Source organism: Cellulomonas sp., from assembly GCF_017744555.1.
Lineage (GTDB): Bacteria > Actinomycetota > Actinomycetes > Actinomycetales > Cellulomonadaceae > Cellulomonas.
The window spans coordinates 64,381-79,673 of record NZ_JAGIBD010000006.1; the positions used below are offsets into that span (position 1 = coordinate 64,381).

At 74.6% G+C, this 15,293-nt stretch carries 15 protein-coding genes; 4 read left to right on the top strand and 11 right to left on the bottom strand.

What is annotated here, in order from left to right:
• Positions 1 to 7 precede the first annotated feature (7 nt).
• The 3 genes from J7523_RS05850 to J7523_RS05860 all read right to left on the bottom strand — a co-directional run bounded on the left by J7523_RS05850 (position 8) and on the right by J7523_RS05860 (position 3,375).
• Positions 8 to 2,020 (bottom strand): S9 family peptidase, encoded by a 2,013-nt coding sequence (locus tag J7523_RS05850; protein ID WP_291883512.1) that lies wholly within the window; start codon positions 2,018 to 2,020, stop codon positions 8 to 10.
• A gap of 9 nt (positions 2,021 to 2,029) precedes the next feature.
• Positions 2,030 to 2,551: a transcriptional regulator NrdR gene (gene nrdR, locus J7523_RS05855; RefSeq protein WP_291883515.1), complete on the bottom strand. Its 522-nt coding sequence runs from the start codon at positions 2,549 to 2,551 to the stop codon at positions 2,030 to 2,032.
• Between the two features lie 404 nt (positions 2,552 to 2,955).
• Positions 2,956 to 3,375, bottom strand: coding sequence for a LysM peptidoglycan-binding domain-containing protein (locus tag J7523_RS05860; protein WP_291883516.1), 420 nt, complete (start codon positions 3,373 to 3,375; stop codon positions 2,956 to 2,958).
• 372 nt (positions 3,376 to 3,747) lie between these two features.
• Between J7523_RS05860 and lexA the strand changes: the two genes are divergently transcribed.
• Complete coding sequence (gene lexA / locus J7523_RS05865) at positions 3,748 to 4,461, top strand: transcriptional repressor LexA (RefSeq protein WP_291883690.1); 714 nt, start codon at positions 3,748 to 3,750, stop codon at positions 4,459 to 4,461.
• A gap of 464 nt (positions 4,462 to 4,925) precedes the next feature.
• On the opposite strand, the gene J7523_RS05870 is transcribed toward lexA, so the two are convergent.
• From J7523_RS05870 to hflX, 3 genes are all read right to left on the bottom strand, one after another.
• Positions 4,926 to 5,927 (bottom strand): L-lactate dehydrogenase, encoded by a 1,002-nt coding sequence (locus J7523_RS05870; protein WP_291883520.1) that lies wholly within the window; start codon positions 5,925 to 5,927, stop codon positions 4,926 to 4,928.
• Positions 5,928 to 6,003: 76 nt separating this feature from the next.
• The gene (locus tag J7523_RS05875; RefSeq protein WP_291883523.1) at positions 6,004 to 8,109 is read right to left on the bottom strand and encodes an ATP-dependent DNA helicase; all 2,106 of its coding nucleotides are present in this window, start codon (positions 8,107 to 8,109) and stop codon (positions 6,004 to 6,006) included.
• Positions 8,110 to 8,162: 53 nt separating this feature from the next.
• Positions 8,163 to 9,686 (bottom strand): GTPase HflX, encoded by a 1,524-nt coding sequence (gene hflX, locus J7523_RS05880; RefSeq protein WP_291883526.1) that lies wholly within the window; start codon positions 9,684 to 9,686, stop codon positions 8,163 to 8,165.
• Positions 9,687 to 9,814: 128 nt separating this feature from the next.
• Here hflX and J7523_RS05885 point away from each other — a divergent pair, with 128 nt between their 5' ends.
• Positions 9,815 to 10,426 (top strand): methyltransferase, encoded by a 612-nt coding sequence (locus J7523_RS05885; protein WP_291883528.1) that lies wholly within the window; start codon positions 9,815 to 9,817, stop codon positions 10,424 to 10,426.
• A gap of 87 nt (positions 10,427 to 10,513) precedes the next feature.
• Here the strand turns inward: J7523_RS05885 and J7523_RS05890 are convergent, their stop codons facing one another.
• Genes J7523_RS05890 through J7523_RS05910 form a run of 5 tightly spaced genes read right to left on the bottom strand, consistent with a single transcriptional unit; the run spans position 10,514 to position 14,038 of the window.
• Positions 10,514 to 10,828: a thioredoxin family protein gene (locus J7523_RS05890; protein ID WP_291883531.1), complete on the bottom strand. Its 315-nt coding sequence runs from the start codon at positions 10,826 to 10,828 to the stop codon at positions 10,514 to 10,516.
• Complete coding sequence (gene dapF / locus J7523_RS05895; protein WP_291883534.1) at positions 10,828 to 11,826, bottom strand: diaminopimelate epimerase; 999 nt, start codon at positions 11,824 to 11,826, stop codon at positions 10,828 to 10,830. The genes J7523_RS05890 and dapF overlap by 1 nt, the downstream gene beginning before the upstream one ends.
• On the bottom strand, positions 11,823 to 12,779 hold the full coding sequence (gene miaA / locus J7523_RS05900) for a tRNA (adenosine(37)-N6)-dimethylallyltransferase MiaA (RefSeq protein WP_291883537.1): 957 nt from the start codon (positions 12,777 to 12,779) through the stop codon (positions 11,823 to 11,825). The genes dapF and miaA overlap by 4 nt, the downstream gene beginning before the upstream one ends.
• Positions 12,780 to 12,783: 4 nt before the next feature.
• Positions 12,784 to 13,224 (bottom strand): YbjN domain-containing protein, encoded by a 441-nt coding sequence (locus tag J7523_RS05905; protein ID WP_291883540.1) that lies wholly within the window; start codon positions 13,222 to 13,224, stop codon positions 12,784 to 12,786.
• A 43-nt stretch (positions 13,225 to 13,267) separates the two neighbouring features.
• Positions 13,268 to 14,038, bottom strand: coding sequence for a hypothetical protein (locus tag J7523_RS05910; protein ID WP_291883543.1), 771 nt, complete (start codon positions 14,036 to 14,038; stop codon positions 13,268 to 13,270).
• Between the two features lie 85 nt (positions 14,039 to 14,123).
• Here J7523_RS05910 and J7523_RS05915 point away from each other — a divergent pair, with 85 nt between their 5' ends.
• The gene (locus J7523_RS05915; RefSeq protein WP_291883546.1) at positions 14,124 to 14,735 is read left to right on the top strand and encodes a YbjN domain-containing protein; all 612 of its coding nucleotides are present in this window, start codon (positions 14,124 to 14,126) and stop codon (positions 14,733 to 14,735) included.
• Positions 14,736 to 14,748: 13 nt separating this feature from the next.
• The gene (locus tag J7523_RS05920) at positions 14,749 to 15,270 is read left to right on the top strand and encodes a YbjN domain-containing protein (RefSeq protein ID WP_291883549.1); all 522 of its coding nucleotides are present in this window, start codon (positions 14,749 to 14,751) and stop codon (positions 15,268 to 15,270) included.
• Positions 15,271 to 15,293: the final 23 nt, after the last annotated feature.

The window sequence follows — 15,293 nt, forward strand, 5'->3', positions numbered from 1 at the left end:
CCGCCCGTCAGGCCTGCACCGGCAGATGCCTGGCCCACCAGGCCAGCACGTGGTCGAAACGCTGCTTGCGGTGCCGCGGCCGACCCGACCGGGTCAGCTCGTGCCCCTCGCCGGGGAACAGCAGAAGCTCGGCCTCCACCCCCCGACGCTTGAGCTCGACGAACCACCGCTGCCCCTGCTCGACCGGGCACCGCCAGTCCTGCTCGGAGTGGATGACGAGCGTCGGTGTCCGCACGGCATCGACGTGCGCCATCGGGGACTGCGCGGCGAGCGCCGCAGCGCCGTCGGCGTCCCGGTCGTCGCCGAGGTAGGCCAGCCCGAAGAACCAGCCGATGTCGCTCGACCCGACGAAGCTCACGGGGTCGAGGAAGCCGCGCTCGACGATCGCGCCGACGAACCGGTCCGTGCGCGTCGTCAGCCACGCGGTCATGTACCCGCCGTACGAGCCGCCCATGACGCCGACACGGTCGCCGTCGAGCGCCGGGTCCGTCAACGCGGCGTCGAGCAGCGCGAGGACGTCGTCCGTGTCGACCGTGCCGAACGCGCCCCGGATCGCCGCCCCGTGCGCATGCCCGTAGCCGGACGAGCCCCGCGGGTTGCCGAGCACGACCGCGTACCCGGCCTCGGCCAGCACCTGCACCTCGTCGAACAGCGCGTGCGTGTACTGCGCGAACGGGCCGCCGTGGACCATGAGGACCGTCGGGTGGGGACCGGCACCGAAACGCTCCGGGTCAGGCTGCACGACCCAGCCGTGCACCGGGTACCCGTCCGGGGCGGTCGCCGTGAGCTCGGCGGGGACCCGCACGCGACCCGTCGCGACGAGCGGCGCCGACAGGTCGGTGAGCACCCGGCTCGCACCGGTGCCGAGGTCGACCTCGACCAGGTCGCCCGACGTCGTCGGACCAGCCGCCGTGACGACGGCCCGGCGACCGTCCGCCGTCACCGCGACGCCCTGCACGACATGCGTCCCGGCCAGCACCGGGACCAGCGCGCCGAGCTCGTCGAGCCGGAGCAGGTGCACGGCGCCACGGTGCTCACCGGCGACGAGCGGCGAGCCTTCGGCCTCGACGAGCACGGACCCGACGAGGCTCACCGACTCCGCGTCCGTGAGCCGCTCGGGAGCGCTCACCGGGTTGCCCCTCCCGTCGAGGACCAGCCGGAACAGTCCGGCCTGCGCGGCGACGAAGTCGAGCCCCGACGGACCGAGGTCGGTCGCGACGAGCCACACGGTGCTGCCGTCCGTCGACGGGAGCGCGACGTGGACGTCGAGGGTGCTGCCCGCGTCGGCGTCCGTGAGCGGACGCGGCGCTGCCGGCTCGCCGGTTGGCCGTGCATCGACGAGGACCGCATCGGCACGCAGGTCGGACTCGCGGGACGCGTGCCGGGCCGCCGTCACCACGAGTGCCTCACCCGACGGGAGCCACCGCGCCTCACCGACCTCCAGGTCACCGGCAGTCAGCGCGACGGGCCGGGGCGGCTCGGCGCCGATCAGGTCCCCGGTCGGCACGTCCAGCACGAACAGGTGCTTCGGGCGGTCCCTGACGAAGCCGAGGTCGTCCGCCCGGTACCGCAGCTCGGTGATGTGGCGCGGTGGCTCGCCCGACGGGTCGCCGTCGGGCTCGTACCGGCCCTCGTCGGGGACCCGGGCGAGGAACGCCAGGCGCGTCCCGTCCGGCGAGAAGCGCGGCGCCGCCGCACCCAGCGGGGCGTCCGTGAGCCGCACCGGCTCACCGCCCGTCGCCTCGACGACGTACACCTGCGGCTTACCCTTCGGCTCCGCGCGGCAGAACGCGACCCACCGCCCGTCCGGCGAGACGACCGGCGACGTGTCACGGTGCCCGCGCGTGAACGGCGTCGGCGCCGCGGGGCCGTCCGCGGTCAGCGGCACGGTCCAGAGCTGGCCGACGTACTCGTCGGCCTCGAGGTCGGGATGGGTCACCGACACGATCGCCGCGCTCCCGTCGGGGAGGACGGCGGCGGTGCCGGGGACACGGAGCAGGGACAGGTCGTCAGGGATCACCCGACGAACCTACGTCGCCGAGGATGCTCCCGGGGTGACCGCGGCCTCGTCGGCGACCGCGTCCTGGCCGCCTCGTCCGGCCTCCTCGCGGTCCGCACGCAGGACGGTGATCGCCGCCTCGAAGTCCTCGAGGGAGTCGAAGGCCTGGTACACGCTCGCGAACCGGAGATAGGCGACCTCGTCGAGCTCTCGCAGCGGGCCCAGGATCGCGAGGCCGATCTCGTACGCGTCGATCTCGGCCGAGCCCGACGAGCGGAGCGTCTCCTCGACCCGCTGCGCCAGCAGCGCAAGGTCGTCCTCGCTCACGGGTCGGCCCTGGCACGCCTTGCGGACGCCTCCGGCGATCTTCTCGCGGCTGAACGGCTCGGTGACGCCGGACCGCTTGACGACGGACAGGCTCGCCGTCTCGACCGTCGTGAACCGCCGGTTGCACTGCGGGCACTGACGGCGTCGGCGGATGGAGGAGCCGTCGTCGGACGTGCGGGAGTCGACCACCCGGGAGTCCGGGTGTCGGCAGAACGGACAGTGCACCGCGAACCCCTTCGAGCAGACCCGACGACGCAGGACCGCGCTCGCCGTGGACGTCCAGGCGACGCTAGGCCACCGTGTTCTCCGCATGCAAGGCGACGCGTGCGGACGTGCCGGAGAGGTCGCGCGGGCAGCTCGGGGGCGGCCGCGCACGGCGGCCGCCCCCGACGAGGACGCCCCCGTCCTCGCGGCGCTGCCGACTCGCCTCGGCCACGCCCGGTGCTGCGGTGGCCGTCGGTGCTCGCGCACCGGCGTCCCGCTCCTCAGACGAGCCCCCCAGCCCGCCTAGTGAGGTAAGGCTAACCTAGCCGCCGCCCAGGTAGCTGGTCAACCGACCGCCGCCCACTCCGCCGGGCGCGCCCTGCACACCACCCCATCGGGCGCAGATGACCGTCACCCAACTCATGTCAGGACGTCGGGATGACGATGGACTGACCCGCCATGAGGCCACCACTGGGCAGCCGGTTGAGCTCGACGAGATGCAGGACGACGTCGCGGACATCCTCCTCCGGGCCGGCGACCTGGCGTGCGATGTCCCACAGCGTCTCCCCCGGCTGAACGACGTGCCGCACCACCTCGACGGCACCGGTCGGTCCGTCCGCGGAGGCCCGGTCGGCCTGCATGAGCGCGAGACCGACGCCGACCACGAGCAGCACGATCACGAGCAGGACGCGACGGCCGCGTGCCGTGAGCCGCAGCGGCGCCTCGTCCGACGGTGCGGCCGAGCGCGCACGACGCACCGCGCCGCCCGGGAGGGCCGGGAGGGCCGGGAGGGCCGAGGCGGGCACCCGGACGCCCCGGGGCTGGGTCATCACCAGTGCAGTCATCGTGGCTCGCTCCCTCTTCCGGTCCGGCAGGTGCCGGCTCATCCGCTGTCGCCCGGCCTGTCAGCCGAGATGCTTTCGAACGGGTGTTCTACGAACGCCTGTACGAGTTCTACCAGCACCCGCCGACACGTGTCGAGATCTGATCGAACAGATGTTTGATCTGGACGCTCGTGATCCCTAGGCTTGCGGTGCGAGCACAGCCCACCACCGACCACTGACACGACCGTGACCGGGGCGGGTGGCCCGCAGGGCGACCAGCCCGAGGAGCCGCGACCGCGGCTCGCAGGAACGGGACGCGGGTGCCACGTCGAGGCCCCGACGAAGGAGGGTGCAGTGGCGGACACACGGGACACGTCCCCGCGCGAGACTGACCTGGCGACCGTCCACGCGCTGCCGGACGGCGCGCAGGGACCCGACGGGCTCACGGCGCGCCAGCGGCTCGTGCTCGACACCATCCGGTCGTCGGTCGAGTCCCGCGGGTACCCGCCGAGCATGCGCGAGATCGGCGAGGCGGTCGGACTGACCAGCCCGTCGAGCGTCAAGCACCAGCTCATGGCCCTCGAGCGCAAGGGCTACCTGCGGCGCGACCCGAACCGCCCGCGCGCCATCGAGGTCGTGCACCCCGACGACTCGCGCGGCGTCGGCGCCTGGACCGCGCCCGACGACTCGCGCCCCGCCTTCGCGGGCGCCGACGGTGACGAGTCCGTCCCGACGCCGTCCTACGTGCCCGTCGTGGGTCGCATCGCCGCCGGCGGCCCGATCCTCGCGGAGCAGGTCGTCGAGGACGTGTTCCCGCTCCCCCGCCAGCTCGTCGGCGACGGCGAGCTCTTCCTGCTCAAGGTGAGCGGCGACTCGATGATCGACGCCGCCATCTGCGACGGGGACTGGGTCGTCGTGCGGCGTCAGCCCGTCGCGGAGAACGGTGAGATCGTCGCCGCGATGATCGACGGCGAGGCGACCGTCAAGACGTTCAAGCGCACGGACGGGCACATCTGGCTGCTCCCGCACAACCCGGCGTACGCGCCGATCCCGGGCGACGACGCCACCGTGCTCGGCCGTGTCGTGAGCGTGCTGCGCAGCCTCTGACCGGTCCGATCGCCCCGGGTGCCGCGTCGCGCGTGCACCCGGGGACGGCTCGGGTCAGGCTGTCGTCGAGAGGCCTGACGCGAGCCAGGCCGGATCGGAGCCACGATGCCTGGACGCGTGCGCGATCCCGGCTGGCGTGCGACGAGCACCGGCGCGCCGGCGGTCCAGCCCGTCGGTCAGCGGGGCACTCGGGGCGCGGCGCAGGAGGCGCCCCTCGACACGTGGACCGTGCGGGCGCTGCGGCACGAGGCTGCGCGCCGTGGGATCCGCGGTCGGTCGCACATGCGGCGACCCGAGCTCGTGGAGGCGCTCCGGAAGGCCGGAGTCCGGGGCCGGGACCAGACCGCCGAACGGGCAGGGACCGGCCCGCGGAACTGGCCTGAACCCGTCCGCTGATCGGGCCCGGGCCCGCTCGCCGAAAGAGCCCGGACCCGCTCGGCGAACGGGTCCGAGCCCGCGTCGGATCAGAGGCCGAACTGCTGGGCGACCGAGCGCAGCGCGTCCGCCGAACGGCGCAGGCCCGCGAGCTCGTCGACGGACATCGGGACCGCGAGCCGGTCTCCGACGCCCTGCGCGCCGACGATGGCGGGCACCGACAGGCACACGTCGCTGATGCCGTAGAAGTCGTCGAGCAGCGACGACACCGGAAGGATGCGGCGCTCGTCGTTGAGGATCGCCTCGATGATCCGCGACCCGGCGAGTGCGACCGCGTAGTTCGTCGCCCCCTTGCCCTCGATGATGCGGTAGGCGGACTCGACGACCTCGCGCGCGATGTCGTCGCGCACCTGCGCGGTGAGGGGCCCGTGCTCGCCGAGCCCGTTCCACTCGAGCAGCGGGACGGAGCCGATGCTCGCGGAGCTCCACAGCGGGAGCTCGCTGTCGCCGTGCTCGCCGGCGATGTAGGCGTGCACGTTCTGCACCGCGACGCCCGTCTGCTGCGCGATGAGATACCGCAGCCGCGACGAGTCGAGCACGGTGCCCGAGCCGAACAGCTGCGTGGGCGGGAGCCCGGACAGCTTCAGTGCCGCGTAGGTGACGATGTCGACCGGGTTGGTGACCATGACGTACACGGCGTCGGGTGCCACCTCGACGAGCGACGGCAGCACCTTGCGGACGAGCGAGATGGTCGCCTCGGCGAGGTCCATGCGCGTCTGGCCGGGCTTCTGCTTGGCTCCGGCGGTGAACATGACGACGTCCGCGTCGGCGCACACGGCGATGTCGTCGGAGCCGACGACCTCCGCCATCGGCATGAACTGGATGCCGTGACCGAGGTCGAGGACCTCGGCGTTCACCTTCGCGCTGTTGATGTCGTACAGCGCGACGGTCCGGGCGGCCCCGCGCATGAGCGCGGCGTACGCCATCGTCGAGCCCACCGCACCCGCACCCACGATCGCGAGCTTGGACGTGCGGCGGTGCGGCGTCGACGGCGCGAGCTGCTCGTCGTCGCTGTCGCGGCTCTCGGTCATGCACCCTCCTCGGTTCGCACGCGCGCACCCGGCGGTGTCGGCGTGGCCGGCGCCCGGAGGCCCGACACCGTCGAGGCTAGTCGGAGGCGGCCAGACGCCGCAGCGCCTGCTCGGCGACGTCGCGGTCCGTCGTGCGCCAGAAGTCCGGGAGCGACGCCGCGAGGTACTCGCCGTACCGCGCGGTCGACAGGCGCGGGTCGAGGACGGCGACGACGCCGCGGTCCTCGACGGTGCGGATGAGCCGCCCGGCGCCCTGGGCGAGCAGCAGGGCCGCATGGGTCGCGGACACCGCCATGAAGCCGTTGCCGCCCGCGGACGCGACCGCCTCCGAGCGGGCGGACCGCACGGGGTCGTCGGGGCGCGGGAACGGGATCCGGTCGATGAGGACGAGCCGGCACGCCGGTCCGGGCACGTCGACGCCCTGCCAGAGCGAGAGCGTCCCGAACAGGCAGGTGGGCTCGTCCGCGGCGAAGCGGGAGACGAGCGTCGGCAGCTGGTCGTCGCCCTGCAGCAGCACGGGGACGTCGAGCCGGTCACGCATGGCCGCAGCCGCGGCGATCGCCGCGCGGCGGGAGGAGAACAGGCCGAGCGTCCGGCCGCCCGCGGCGGTGACGAGCGCCTCGATCTCGTCGAGCTGGGCGTCGGTCGCGGGCTCACGGCCGGGCGGCGGCAGGCGTCGGGCGACGTAGAGGATGCCCTGGCGCGGGTAGTCGAAGGGGCTGCCCACGTCGAGCCCGACCCACGGCGTGCCCGTCGCCTCGGCCTTCTCGGGCACCGCCGCGGCGTCCCCCTCCTCGGGCGCGAGCGACCGCGGTCCGACGGGCTCGGCATCGGGCCGGACCTCCAGCCCGACCGCACGCGCCACCGGGTCGAACGAGCCGCCGAGGGCGAGGGTCGCGGACGTGAGGACCCCGGAGCGCCCGGCGAGGAGGTTCGTGCGGATGAGCCCGTTGACTGCGAGGGGTGCGGCGTGCAGCCGGGTCTGCACCGAGCCGCGCCGGTCCTCGGTGCGGGCGCACCACAGCACGGTGTGCCGGTTGTCCTCGGGGTCGGCCGCCATGCGCTCCGCGACCTCGAACAGCGCCAGCATCGCGGACGAGGCCATCTTGATGCCGCCGTCGCCGGACGCCTGCTTGGCGCCGGACGACGTGTCGGGCTTGAGGACGCTGAGCAGCGTGCGGGACGCGTCACGGACGGCGGCGACGGCATCGCGCGCCGCGTCCGGGAGGCCCTGCGGGAACCGTCCCTCGGGGAGCTCGAGGAGAACCGCGGCGAGCGCCTGGGCGGCCGAGTCGAGGTCCGTCGTGGGCACCCCGCCGTACCGGCGTGCGAGCCGTGCGGCGTGCTCGATGCTGCCGAGCGACAGGTCGGACGTGGCCTGCGCGGTGACGCGGTCGGTGAGCTCGTGGGCCTCGTCGACGACGAGCACCTCGTGCTCGGGGAGGACGCCCGGCGAGCCGGACGCGGCGATCCCGAGCATCGCGTGGTTGGTGACGACGACGTCCGCCTCACGGGCCGCGGCGCGAGCACGCTCCGGGAAGCACTCGTCGAGCATCGGGCACTTGGAGCCGAGGCACTCGAGCGACGTCACGGACACCTGCCGCCACGCCCGGTCGCTGACGCCGGGCACCAGGTCGTCACGATCGCCCGTCTCGGTCTGGTCCGCCCACTCCCGCAGGCGCACCACCTGGTCGCCGAGCGACTCGCCCGCGCCCGCCTTCCCGGAACCGCCGAGGGCGGGGTGCTCGGCGGCGCCCGCGTGCTCGCCGAGGTCGAACAACGTCCCGGCGTCGTCCTCCGGGTAGCCGCCCGCCACCTTGTGCACGCAGACGTAGTTGTGCCAGCCCTTGAGGAGCGCGATCCGGGGCGGCCGCGGCAGCCTCGGCGCGAGCGCGTCGGCCACGAGCGGCAGGTCGCGCGTGATCACCTGGCGCTGCAGCGCGAGCGTCGCGGTCGAGACGACGACCTTCTCGTCGGCGACGACCGCGTGCCGCACAGCCGGTACGAGGTAGCCGAGGGACTTCCCGGTGCCGGTGCCGGCCTGCACGAGCAGGTGCTCACCGGTCTCCAGGGCGTGCGCCACGGCGACAGCCATCTGGTGCTGGCCGTCCCGGCGGGTGCCGCCGAGGACACCGACCGCGACGTCGAGGAGGTCGTCGACGGACGGGTCGGTCGCAGGCACCGCGTCAGCCTAGTGCGCGGTGCGACGCGTCCCGACCGGCTCTCGGTCGCCTGTCAGGCACGCGGCTGGGCGGCCGCCTCGAGCTCGGCCGCGAGCCCCGCGTCGACCCGCGCGCGCAGCGCCGTGCCGTGCGCGACGTGCTCCTCGGACTCGATGTCGCCGTGCTCGTGGACGCGGCTGACCAGGTCGCCACGGTGGTACGGCACGACCACGTCGACCGCGACACCGGGCCGCGGCAGCTGGTCCGCGACGAGCGCCTGGAGCTCCTCGATGCCCTCACCGGTGTGCGCCGAGACGACCACCGAGTGGACCTCGCGGGACCGCAGCCGAGCGATGGCCTCGGCGGACGCCATGTCGGCCTTGTTCAGCACGATGATCTCGGGCACGTCCATCGCGCCGGGGATGTCGGCGAACACGTGGCGGACGGCCGCGATCTGCCCCTCGGGGTCGGGGTGCGACGCGTCGACGACGTGCAGGATCAGGTCGGCGTCGGCGACCTCCTCGAGCGTCGACCGGAACGCCTCGACGAGCTGGTGCGGCAGGGCGCGCACGAATCCGACCGTGTCCGCGAGCGTGTACACCCGGCCGTCGGTGGTCTCGGCGCGCCGGACCGTCGGGTCCAGCGTCGCGAACAACGCGTTCTCGACGAGCACGCCGGCGTTCGTCAGCCGGTTGAGCAGCGACGACTTGCCCGCGTTGGTGTAGCCCGCGATCGCGACCGACGGGATCGCGTGCTTCTTGCGCGACGCCCGCTTGGTGAGGCGCGCGGGCTCCATCGCGGCGATCTCCCGACGCAGCTTCGCCATGCGGTTGCGGATCCGACGCCGGTCGAGCTCGATCTTCGTCTCACCGGGACCGCGCGACCCCATGCCCGCACCGGCGCCGCCGACCTGGCCACCGGCCTGCCGCGACATCGACTCGCCCCACCCGCGCAGGCGCGGGAGCAGGTACTCGAGCTGGGCGAGCTCGACCTGCGCCTTGCCCTCCCGGGACTTGGCGTGCTGGGCGAAGATGTCGAGGATCAGCGCCGTCCGGTCGACGACCTTGACCCGCACGATGTCCTCCAGCGCGCGGCGCTGGGACGGCGCGAGCTCGCCGTCGACCACGACCGTGTCGGCGCCGGCCGAGGCCACGAGCTGCGCGAGCTCGGCCGCCTTGCCCGAACCGAGGTACGTGCCGGGGTCGGGCGTGCGGCGCTTCTGCAGGAGGCCGTCGAGCACCTCGGAGCCGGCCGTCTCGGCGAGCGCGGCGAGCTCGCGCAGGGAGATCTCGGCGTCCTCCGCGGAACCCTGGCCGAACAGGCCCACGAGCACGACCTTCTCGAGCCGCAGCTGCCGGTACTCGACCTCGGTGACGTCCTCGAGCTCGGTCGACAGGCCCGCCACGCGGCGCAGCGACGTGCGCTCCTCGAGGTCGAGCTGGTCCCCGTCGTACGACGAGTGCACCGTGGCTCCGTCGTGGACCGCCGTGCCTGCCCGGGCGAGCACGCGCGCGACGACGTCGTCGGCCACCTCCTGCGGCGTCCGGGCCGGCACGACGGCCTCGGTCTCGCGGGTGGTGTGCTGCGGGTCGTTCACGCGGTTCCTCTCGTCCAGGGGTCACTCCAGGGTCGCACGCGGGCCGCCGACGGGCGACGCATTTCGCTCCCGGCCGAGCGCGCGAGCGGGTGCGGGCACGCGCTCGGGCACCCGGTAGGGTCGGCGCCGTGACCGGGCACGACCACTACTTCACCGCACAGCCCGCGTCCCCCGACGAGCGGCGCGCGATCACCGTCGAGCTGGCGGGCCGGACGCTGCAGGTCGAGACCGCAGGTGGGGTCTTCTCTCCCGACCACGTCGACCTCGGTACCCAGGTGCTGCTGCGTACCGTGCCCGCTCCCCCGTCGACCGGCGACCTGCTCGACCTCGGGTGCGGCTGGGGACCGGTCGCGCTGAGCCTGGCGCTCGCCTCACCGCACGCACGGGTCTGGGCGGTCGACGTGAACGAGCGCGCGCTCGACCTCGTGCGTCGCAACGCCGAGCGCGTCGGCGCGTCGAACGTCGTGGCCGCGCTGCCCGACGACGTCCCGGACGACGTCCGGTTCGCCGCGCTCTGGTCGAACCCGCCCATCCGCGTCGGCAAGGAGGCGCTGCACGCGCTGCTGCTGCGCTGGCTGCCCCGGCGGGCGCCCGGCGGCGAGGCGCACCTCGTCGTCGGGAAGAACCTCGGCGCCGACTCGCTGCAGCGCTGGCTCGCGGAGCAGCTCGGGCCGACGTCGAGCGTGGACCGGACCGCGAGCGCGAAGGGGTTCCGCGTCCTGACGGTCCGGGACCGCTGACGACCGTCCACGGAGGACGGCGGGCGACGACTGACCATGCGCCGCCGCCGGCGAGGTCCCGGTCAGGCCGGGTCACCGGGCCGTGCGTCAGCCGCCGGCGACTGCGATCGCCGCGCGGACCTGCGCGAGGGTCGGGGTGCCCGTCGCCCGGCGCCGCACGGCACCCGTGGCGTCGAGGACGAGGACCGTGGGCGTGCTGTCGATGCCGAGCCGCTCCCCCAGCTCCAGGTGCCGTGCGACGTCGAGGTCCACGAACGCGACGTCCTGCGTGGTCGCGACAGCCCGTTCGACGACGAGCCGGGTGGCCCGGCACGGTGCGCAGAACGCGCTGGAGAACTCGACGACGGTCGCCCGGGCGCCGAGGGGCGCACCGAGGTCCGCCGCGGTGAGCTCCACCGACATCAACGCCCGGCGGCGAGGGCCGTCAGGTCGACGGTCGCGTCGGCGACGAGGACGGCGGGACCGGCCAGCTCGACGTGCCCGTCGGGCAGCGCGGTGACGCGCACGGTGCCGCCGGGGACGTCGACGAGCCACTGGTCGGGCGCGCCCTGTCCCGCCCAGGTCCGGACGGCGAGCGCGGCCGCGCACGCACCCGTGCCGCACGAGCGGGTCTCGCCGACCCCCCGCTCGTGCACGCGCATCCGGACGCGGCCCACGACCGTGCCCTCGGGGGTGCGCTCCTCACCGAGCGGCACGACCAGCTCGACGTTCGTGCCGACGGGAGGGGTCGGGGTGACCACCGGGGCCCTGGTGAGGTCGGCGGCGGCCAGCTCGGCCTCGTCAGGCAGCGCCAGGACGGTGTGCGGGTTGCCGACGTCGATGCTGAGGGCCGCGCGCGCGACGGAGAGGCCCGCGACCTCGACGTCCGCGTCCGCGCCCGCCTCGACCGCGGCGGCGCCGCCGGGGACGGACCAGCGGCCCATGTCGACCGCGTACCAGACGTCGTCCGGGACCCCGGCGGGCACCGGCACCCGGCGGACCCGACGGACGCCGGCACGCGTGCCCAGCGCGAGCTCGCCGTCGGCGGCGTCCCACAGACCGAGGCGCTCCAGGTAGGCCGCGAACACCCGGACGCCGTTGCCGCACATTTCGGCGACCGAGCCGTCGGCGTTGCGGTAGTCCATGAACCAGGTGGCGGCGGGCTCCTCGGCGAGCACGGCGGCGCCCTCGGGGAGCCGCTCGCTCGCGACGATGCGGATCACGCCGTCACCGCCCAGGCCCGCGCGACGGTCCGCGAGCTCGCGCACCAGCGCGGCGCCGAGGTCGACGGCGCCGGCGCGGTCGTCGAGCAGCACGAAGTCGTTCTGCGTCCCGTGCCCCTTGGTGACCTGCAGCGTCGCCGAGGCGTGCACGGGCACCGGTGCGGCGTCCGTCGAGGTCGGTGCGACGGCAGAGGTCATGAGCCCAGACTACGTCGCGGTGCCGGGTCGTCCGTCGCGAGCCCGAGCCGGCCCGCGTCCGCCAGCGACACGAGTCCGAGGGCGCGTTCGACGAGGTCCGGGTCCTGCGCGTCGAGCCAGTGCACGCGCGGGTCGCGGCCGAACCAGCCCATCTGCTTGCGGGCGAGCCGGCGCGTGCCGGCCGTGATCGCCGCCCGGGTGTCGTCGGGGCTTGCCTCGCCGCGCAACATCGTGAGCACCTCGGCGTAGCCGACGGCACGGGACGCCGTGCGGCCCAGGCCCGCGGCCGCGAGCCGCTCGACCTCGTCGACGAGCCCCCGGCTCCACATCCGTCCGACCCGGCCCGCGACGCGTTCGTCGAGCACGGGCCGGTCGCAGTCGAGCCCGATCTGCACCGCGGGCACCTCGTAGACGTGCTGCGGCAGCGACGCCGAGTAGGGGCGGCCCGTGAGCTCGATGACCTCCAGCGCGCGCACGATGCGGCGGGCGTTGCGTGGGCCGATCCCCTCGGCCGCGACCGGGTCGACCGCCGCGAGCTCGGCGTGCAGCGCGCGCGACCCCTCGGCCTCGACGCGCTCCTCGAGCCGCGCGCGGACGTCCGGGTCGGTGCCGGGGAACTCCATGTGGTCGAGCAGCGAGCGGACGTACAGGCCGGACCCGCCGACAGCGACCGCGCGTCGGCCGCGGGCGTCGATGTCGCGGAGCGCGGCGCGGGCCCGCGCCTGGTAGTCCGCGACGGTCGCGTCCTCGTGCGGGTCGAGCACGTCGAGCAGGTGGTGCGGGACGCCCTCCCGCTCGTCGGGCGTGAGCTTGGCCGTGCCGATGTCCATGCCGCGGTACAGCTGCATCGCGTCCGTGTTGACGACCTCGCCGTCCAGCGCGTGCGCGAGGGCCAGCCCGAGGTCCGACTTGCCGGTCGCCGTCGGGCCGACGACCGCCACCACGAGCGTCACGGCGTCACTCGTCGGCGGGGTACTGCTCGTCGAGCGCCTGGAAGAACCCGAGCGACGCACCGAGGCCGCACCGGATGTGCAGGTCGAGCTGCGCGTCCGTGACGCCGTGCGTGTAGTCGACGCTGTGCTCGGTGTACACGCGCACGATGTCGTCCTCGACGCGGACGTAGATCTTCGGCCAGATGACGTTGTCCGCCCAGCCGTTCGCCGCGAACAGGACCGCGCCGAACTCGCTGCGCGGCAGCTCACGGGCCCAGCGGCCGCGGATCTGGAGCACCTCGCCGTCGTTGCCGAGCGAGAAGAAGCGGAACAGGTGCGCGTCCCACTGGCCGATGAGGTTGCCCTCGTCGTCCACGTGGTACGCGTCGCCGTGCTCGTCGAGCCGCGCTCCCACCCGGCTCATCACGAAGGGGCGGATCTCGTGCTCGGTGGCGTCGGTGGACATCGGGACCTCGTCGCTGGGGATCGTCTCGGGGGGCACCGAGAGGTTACCCGCCGCTCGCCGGGCCACCGGCCACGGACCACAGGGCCACGGCGTGCTGCGCGCCCGACGGGGTGCCGGCCGCGAGCAGCGTCGCCCGGACGTCCGCGTCGCCGACCGCGCCGAGCAGCACCTGCCACGGCGCCCGGCCGGTGACCGCGAGCTCCCCGGCCATCGCCGGGTCGATCGCTGCGAGGTCTGCCCGCGCGTGCGGTCCCCCGTCGGCGAGAGCGGCGAGCACGTGCTCGTCGAACGCCGGGGCCCGCGGGTCGTCGGCGAGCGGTGCGTCGGGCCCGTGCCGGCCGCTGCCCGACCCGACGACGACGAGCGAGACGTCGTCGTGCGCGACGAGAGCGCGACCACGAGCGGCGAGGTCGTCGGCGTCGGCGACCTCGAGCACCCGCAGCGGACCGCCCCAGCCTGCGCGGGCCAGCAGGTGCAGCGCGACGGCGGCCGGGACGCCGAGGCTCGGAGCGCCGTCCGCCGAATCACCGGGGCGCGGCGAGCCGTCGGGCGGCCCGCCGAGCGTGCGCTCCGGCACCGGCCAGCCGAGCATCGCGTCGGGGACGCCCGCGGCACCGAGCGAGCCGCGGACCGTCCCGGTGATCTCGGCGACCGCACGGCCGGGCGCGACGACGACGACCGTGCCCGCCCCGGCGACCGCTGCGGCGACCGCCCGGAGCGCCGCCTCCCGCAGGTCGGCGACCGGGTCGGCTGTCCCAGCGGCGCCGGGCACGAGCAGGGCGGTGTCGGGCACGAGGGCCGCGGCGACGAGCATGAGCCGACCGTAGCGGGCACCCCGGGCGGGCCCGGTCAGGCGACGCCGGGACCCGGGCGTGGGCGCCCCCCGGTAGTGTCGGCCCATGGCCTCGTTCGCCCGCCGTGCTCGTCGATGGATCGCGCGCCGACCGCGCGCGGCCTCGCGCGCCGTCGACCGGCGACCCGCGACCGCGCGCCGCGCCGAGCAGACCGACGACGAGCTGCACGACCAGGTCGCCGAGCTGCTGGCGCGCGAGCTCGGGGTCGCCGAGCCCGCCGAGGACGTGCCGACGCCGGTCAGCCCCGCCCGCATCGCGCGGTGGATGACGCAGAACCAGTTCAGCTACTTCGTCGACAACGACGGCGACCTCGGCGGCCTGTGGCGCGGACGGCTGTTCTACTTCTTCCTGTTCGGCGAGGAGGCCGAGATCCTGCAGGTGCGCGGGCAGTGGCACCGGGAGATCGCCATCGAGCGGCTCGAGGAGGTGCTCGACCTGTGCAACGAGTGGAACGCCGACCGCATCTGGCCCAAGGCCTACGTCCGCGTGCGTGACAACGGCCGCGTGCACGTCGTGTCGGAGGTCGCGACCGATCTCGAGCACGGCGCGACCGACGCGCAGCTCAGCCAGGTGCTGTTCTGCGGCCTCTCCACGGGCAGCATGTTCTTCGACGCGCTCGACGAGCGGTACCCCGACCCTGCCGGGACTGCGCCGTGAGGGGGGAGGTGCGATGAGCGGACCAGGCTGGCTGCTGCGCGTGCTCGGCGGGCTGCCGAAGCCGACCAAGCGGCCCTCGCCGGACGACGAGCCGCCGCGCCCGCTGTCGCGTGACCGGGTCGGCGACTACCTGCTGAGCCGGGGCTACCGGTTCGTGGTCGACGACGACGGCGACCTCACCGGGACGTGGGACGGGAGCCGGTTCTGGTTCCTGCTGCTCGGCGAGCAGAACGAGATCCTGCAGGTCCGGGGACGCTGGCACCGGTCCCTCCCCCTCGAGCAGCGCGCCGCCGTCGGCCTCGCGGTCAACGACTGGAACCGCGAGCGCATCTGGCCCAAGGCGTACGTGCGCGAGGAGGAGGGCGTGCTCGCGCTCTACAGCGAGGTGTCGTCCGACTTCGAGCCGGGCGCGACCGATCTGCAGCTCGCTCAGCTCGTCGCGTGCGGACTGGGCACGGGCGTGCAGATGTTCACGGCGCTCGACGGGCTGCTCCCCCGGGACGACGCACCGCCGGCGGACCTGCCCGACAACTGACGCATGCCGCGCGGCTGACCTGC

Coding starts and splice junctions, on each gene's coding strand:
- J7523_RS05860 (WP_291883516.1), bottom strand. CDS start 3,375: ATGACTGCACTGGTGATGACCCAGCCCCGGGGCGTCCGGGTGCCCGCC.
- J7523_RS05870 (WP_291883520.1), bottom strand. CDS start 5,927: ATGACCGAGAGCCGCGACAGCGACGACGAGCAGCTCGCGCCGTCGACG.
- J7523_RS05890 (WP_291883531.1), bottom strand. CDS start 10,828: ATGTCGGTGGAGCTCACCGCGGCGGACCTCGGTGCGCCCCTCGGCGCC.
- dapF (WP_291883534.1), bottom strand. CDS start 11,826: ATGACCTCTGCCGTCGCACCGACCTCGACGGACGCCGCACCGGTGCCC.
- J7523_RS05905 (WP_291883540.1), bottom strand. CDS start 13,224: ATGTCCACCGACGCCACCGAGCACGAGATCCGCCCCTTCGTGATGAGC.
- J7523_RS05910 (WP_291883543.1), bottom strand. CDS start 14,038: ATGCTCGTCGCCGCGGCCCTCGTGCCCGACACCGCCCTGCTCGTGCCC.
- J7523_RS05915 (WP_291883546.1), top strand. CDS start 14,124: ATGGCCTCGTTCGCCCGCCGTGCTCGTCGATGGATCGCGCGCCGACCG.
- J7523_RS05920 (WP_291883549.1), top strand. CDS start 14,749: ATGAGCGGACCAGGCTGGCTGCTGCGCGTGCTCGGCGGGCTGCCGAAG.